This is a genomic window from Arthrobacter sp. CAL618, assembly GCF_000468215.1.
Taxonomy (GTDB): Bacteria; Actinomycetota; Actinomycetes; order Actinomycetales; family Micrococcaceae; genus Arthrobacter_D.
The window spans coordinates 1-4,943 of record NZ_ASZW01000183.1 but is presented as its reverse complement, the minus strand read 5'-3'; the positions used below and the strand labels follow the sequence as shown (position 1 = coordinate 4,943).

4 protein-coding genes and 1 pseudogene are annotated in these 4,943 nt (G+C 61.8%); all 5 read left to right on the top strand.

Features of this window, described 5'->3' with window-relative positions:
• A partial coding sequence (locus K728_RS0111220) for a carboxylate-amine ligase (RefSeq protein ID WP_024476768.1) occupies positions 1-999 on the top strand: 999 nt, incomplete at its 5' end.
• A 57-nt stretch (positions 1,000-1,056) separates the two neighbouring features.
• Positions 1,057-2,175, top strand: coding sequence for a peptide chain release factor 2 (gene prfB / locus K728_RS0111215; protein ID WP_019483080.1), 1,119 nt, complete (start codon positions 1,057-1,059; stop codon positions 2,173-2,175).
• 159 nt (positions 2,176-2,334) lie between these two features.
• On the top strand, positions 2,335-3,039 hold the full coding sequence (gene ftsE, locus K728_RS0111210) for a cell division ATP-binding protein FtsE (protein WP_019483081.1): 705 nt from the start codon (positions 2,335-2,337) through the stop codon (positions 3,037-3,039).
• Complete coding sequence (gene ftsX, locus K728_RS0111205) at positions 3,036-3,950, top strand: permease-like cell division protein FtsX (protein WP_024476767.1); 915 nt, start codon at positions 3,036-3,038, stop codon at positions 3,948-3,950. Before ftsE ends, ftsX begins: the two co-directional genes overlap by 4 nt.
• Positions 3,951-4,026: 76 nt before the next feature.
• Positions 4,027-4,943: pseudogene (locus tag K728_RS0111195) on the top strand (peptidase M23); the annotation flags it as partial.

Below are 4,943 nucleotides of genomic sequence, written 5' to 3'. Positions count from 1 at the left end.
CCCGCCGCCGACGACGTCAGCGAACTGACGCTGGAACTGCAGCAACAACAACTGGAGGTCATCAGCAAGCCTTATTCCGCTCTGGGGGACCTGGCGGCAGCAATTCAGGCGGGCCGACGCCAGGCCGACCGCGCGGCCCAACAGGTCGGCGCGCGGGTCGCGGCGCTGGCCACCAGCATCCACCCGACGGCCCTCCGGCTGGCACCAGACAACCGGTACGCCCGGATGAGGGACCTCTATGGGCTTGCGCTCGCCGAACACCTGACCTGCGGATTTCATATCCACGTCTCGATTGAATCCCCCGACGAGGGGGTTGCCGTTCTGGACCGGATCCGGCTGTGGCTGCCCGTCCTGCTGGCACTCAGCACCAACTCTCCTTATTGGAACGGAGCGGACAGCGGCTACGCCAGCTACCGGTACCCCCTGAATTTGCGCTGGCCCACCTCGGGGACCTATGAAGCGTTTGGATCCGTGTCCTCGTACGAGAAGATGATCCGCGCCCGGCTGAAAGACGGGGTCATCCTCGACGAAGGAATGGTCTACCTGGATGCGAGGCTCGCCCAGCGGCACCCAACGGTCGAGATCAGGGTCTGCGATGTCTGCCTTTTCAGTGCCGACGCCGTTCTGGTTGCCGCCCTGGCGAGGGCCCTCGTGGAGGAAAGTGCCAGAGCCTGGCGGACCGGTGAACCAGCACCCGGCGCCACGTCCGCCGATCTCCGGGCGGCGAGTTGGACGGCGAGCAGGTACGGGTTGGGTGGACCTCTGGTGAACCCAGTCCTGGGCGGGCTGTGCGAGGCGGCCGACGCCGTGCACCTCCTCATTGAGCGGGTGCTTCCGGTACTGCGCGACTACGACGACGAAGCGACCGTGCTTCGGCTTCTGCACCAGATCGAGCGCCGGGGCACCGGCGCCGACTATCAGCGTGCCATGATGCGCGAAGGTGCCGATGCCCTCATCACCGATGCAGTGGAGCGGACCCAGCAGGGCCCGCTTGACTAGCAGCGGCGCCATCAGCCAGCGGCCGCCGTCAGCGCCATGACGTAGGCTGGTTCAATCATGGCAAACATCGATTTTCCCGCAGAAATCCGCGCGCTCCGCACCAAATACGCCAACATCGAGCAGGTTGCTGATGTTGAAGCGATCCGCACCGACATCGCGGAGCTGAGCGAACAGGCCGGTGAACCCAACCTGTGGGATGATCCTGCCGCCGCACAGAAGATCACGTCGAAACTTTCCCACCGCCAGTCGGCGCTTGAACGCCTCGAGACCCTCTACTCGCGGATCGAAGACCTCGAAGTGCTGGTGGAACTGGCCCAGGACGAGGATGATGAGGCGTCCAGAGAAGAATCAGTGAAGGAACTTTCGTCCCTGAGCGCCTCCCTGGACCGGCTCGAAGTAGTGACCCTGCTGGCAGGCGAGTACGACGAGCGGGAGGCGGTAGTGAGCATCCGTTCCGGCGCGGGCGGAGTGGACGCCGCCGACTTCGCGGAAATGTTGCTCCGCATGTACCTGCGGTGGGCCGAACGCCACGGGTACCCCACCCAGGTCCTTGACACTTCCTATGCCGAAGAGGCCGGACTGAAGTCCGCCACGTTCGAGGTAAAGGCGCCGTACGCCTTCGGCACCCTGTCGGTGGAAGCCGGAACGCACCGCCTGGTCCGGATCAGCCCCTTTGACAACCAGGGTCGCCGCCAGACCTCTTTCGCGGCCGTCGAGGTGATTCCGCTGATTGAGCAAACCGACTCGGTGGAGATCCCCGACAACGAGATCAAAGTCGATGTTTTCCGGTCATCCGGGCCCGGCGGCCAATCGGTGAACACCACCGACTCGGCGGTGCGGCTGACCCATATCCCCACCGGGATTGTCGTGTCCATGCAGAACGAAAAATCCCAGCTCCAGAACCGGGCGGCTGCGCTCAGGGTCCTCCAATCCCGACTCCTGCTTCAGATGCAGGAACAGGAGAACGCCGAGAAGAAGGCAATGGCCGGCGATGTGAAGGCATCCTGGGGCGACCAGATGCGCTCCTATGTGCTCAACCCGTACCAGATGGTCAAGGATCTACGCACCGACCACGAGGTCGGTAACACCTCGGCAGTGTTCGACGGCGAGATCGACGACTTTATCGACGCTGGCATCAGGTGGCGGGCCAACAACAGGGCTGCACCGGCCGAGTAGGCGGATTTGGGCGGCCTGCCGGCCCACCAAACGCTCTGCGACACACCGCGACGGTGAGCCAGCAAGGCGCAGCGGCGTGGCTATAGTCTAGTGGCCGGTACTTTCTTCCCCCCAGCAAATGCCCGTGCACTGGCAGTTTCATATGGGCGCAAAGTAGTCATGATTAGATTCGACACTGTCACCAAGGTCTACGACAACAACTCTCGACCCGCCCTCGACGCCGTAAGCCTCGAAGTCGATCGTGGAGAATTTGTCTTCCTGGTCGGGGCCTCGGGCTCCGGTAAATCAACGTTCATCCGGCTGGTCCTCAAAGAGGACCGGGTGTCCCGGGGTGCCGTCTACGTCGCAGGGCAAAACGTTGCCAACATCCCAAGCTGGCGGGTGCCCAAGCTGCGCCGCGGCATCGGTGTGGTGTTTCAGGACTTCCGGCTGCTACCCAACAAGACCGTCTTCGCAAATGTCGCCTTTGCCATGCAGGTGATTGGCAAGAGCCGTGCAGTGATCCGGGAGACAGTGCCCGACGTACTGCAGACAGTGGGCCTGGAGGGTAAAAACAACAGGATGCCCCATGAACTCTCAGGTGGCGAGCAGCAGCGCGTGGCCATTGCCCGCGCCATCGTGAACCGGCCCGGAATCCTGCTGGCCGACGAGCCCACCGGCAACCTGGACCCCACCACGTCGATGGGAATTATGAAAGTACTGGACCGCATCAACTCGAACGGCACCACAGTGGTGATGGCAACCCACGATGACGACATCGTGAACACCATGCGCAAAAGAGTGGTCGAGCTTCGCAACGGTTCAGTGGTGCGTGACGACGCACAGGGCATCTACATTGGCGAGACCGAGGTGTCGGCGCAATGAGGTTCGCGTTTGTCCTCGGTGAGTTAGGGTCTGGTCTCCGCCGGAACCTTGCCATGGTGATCTCCATCGTTCTGGTCACCTTCATTTCCCTCACCTTCGTTGGGGCTGCGGGACTCCTTCAGCTACAGATCAACCAGATGAAGGGGTATTGGTACGACCGCGTTCAGGTGGCCGTATTCCTCTGCGTGGATAACTCCACCTCACCGAGCTGCGCGGCGGGACCCGTGTCCGACGAGCAACGGGATGATATCCAGGCCATCCTCGAATCCGATTCCTTCAGTGAGTATGTTTCGACGGTCGAATACGAGTCCCAGGAAGAAGCCCTGGGCCATTTCCAGGACCAGTTCGCGAATTCTCCAATTGTCGATTCGGTGACAGCCGACCAGCTCCCCGAATCATTCAGGGTGAATCTGGTTGACCCGGAAAAGTACGAGGTCATCAACGAAGCCTTCTCTTCGACCCCAGGTGTTGACGTCGTGAGCGACCAGCGGGAGTTACTGGAACGCCTCTTCACCTATATGAATGTCGCGTCGGCGATCGCCCTGACCATAGCGGGGGTGATGTTGCTCTGCGCCGTGTTGCTGGTGGCAACCACGATCAGGCTTTCTGCGTTTAGCCGCCGGCGGGAAACCGGAATCATGCGGTTGGTCGGCGCCAGCAAAGCGGTCATCCAACTCCCGTTCGTCCTGGAGGGAGTCATCGCGGCGGTGGTCGGCGGCCTGTTGGCAACCGGCACGCTGTGGGCGGTAGCCCACTTCGCCCTCAACGGCGTACTCGCCGAGATGTACCCGGAAACGGCCTTCATCTCCTCGACTGAGGTACTGCTCCTTGCGCCCCTGCTCATCTTGCTGGGTGGAGTGCTGGCTGGGGTGTCATCACTCCTGACCCTCCGACGTTACTTGAGGGTTTAGAGTAATGACCAGGAACGAAAGAGAGCATATGCCTGCTGTAAATCCTTGGTCGACCAAGTCGGCCAAACAATCAGTCGTGACCAAGACCGTCGCTGGCACGTCGATTGCGGTGATTGTCGCGCTCGCCCTCGGGTTCAGCGCGCCGGTATTCGCCGATGAATTGGATAACCGCCAGAACGCCCTCGAGCAGGAAATCGAGGACGTCCAGCAATCAATCGAATACCTCGACGCCGATATTTCCGAAACGATTGCGCAGCTCCGTGTCTTCCAGGGCCAGCTGCCCGGCGCCCAGCAGGCCCTCGCCGACGCACAGGGCCGGGTCGAAACCGCCACCGGCCAGGTCACTGCACTCACTCAACGGGTCGATTTGGCCCAGGAGACCAGAAACAAGATCAGCGAACAGATGGATCTCGACCAGGAAGCGATGGGAGAGACCCGGGAGATGATCGGGCAGATTGCCACCCAGGCCTACAAAAATGGGGGAGTACCCTCAAACCTGTCCCTGCTCTTCGGCTCTGAGGGCACTGAAAGTCTCACCAATTCCATCGACATGGTGGACCAGGCACTACGGAGCCAGAACGCTGCCATGGACCAGTTGTCGCAGCAGAACGCGACCAATGTGAATTCGGAGGCACGTCTTGAGGCGGTCGAGGCGGAAATCCTCGACCTGAAAGCCCAGGCGGAACAGGCTCTCGCGGCCGAGCAGATAGCCCGTGATGATGCAGCGGCCGAGAAAAGCAAGGTTGACACCCTGGTCGCCGACACCTCGGCGTTGTCCGATGAGCTTAAAGAACAGAAGCCGGTCATTGAGGCTCAGCTCGCCGAGGTGGAATCCGCCCACGAGCAGGTCACCGCCGATATCGCCGCACGCCAGGCACGTCTGATTGAAGAGGCGCGGAAGCGGGAGGAAGCGCGGCTCAAGGCTGAGGCTGAAGAGCGGGCCCGCATCGAAAATGAACGCCGCGCAGCGGAGGCAGCAGCAGCTGCCGAAGC

Coding starts and splice junctions, on each gene's coding strand:
- prfB (WP_019483080.1), top strand. CDS start 1,057: ATGGCAAACATCGATTTTCCCGCAGAAATCCGCGCGCTCCGCACCAAA.
- ftsE (WP_019483081.1), top strand. CDS start 2,335: ATGATTAGATTCGACACTGTCACCAAGGTCTACGACAACAACTCTCGA.
- ftsX (WP_024476767.1), top strand. CDS start 3,036: ATGAGGTTCGCGTTTGTCCTCGGTGAGTTAGGGTCTGGTCTCCGCCGG.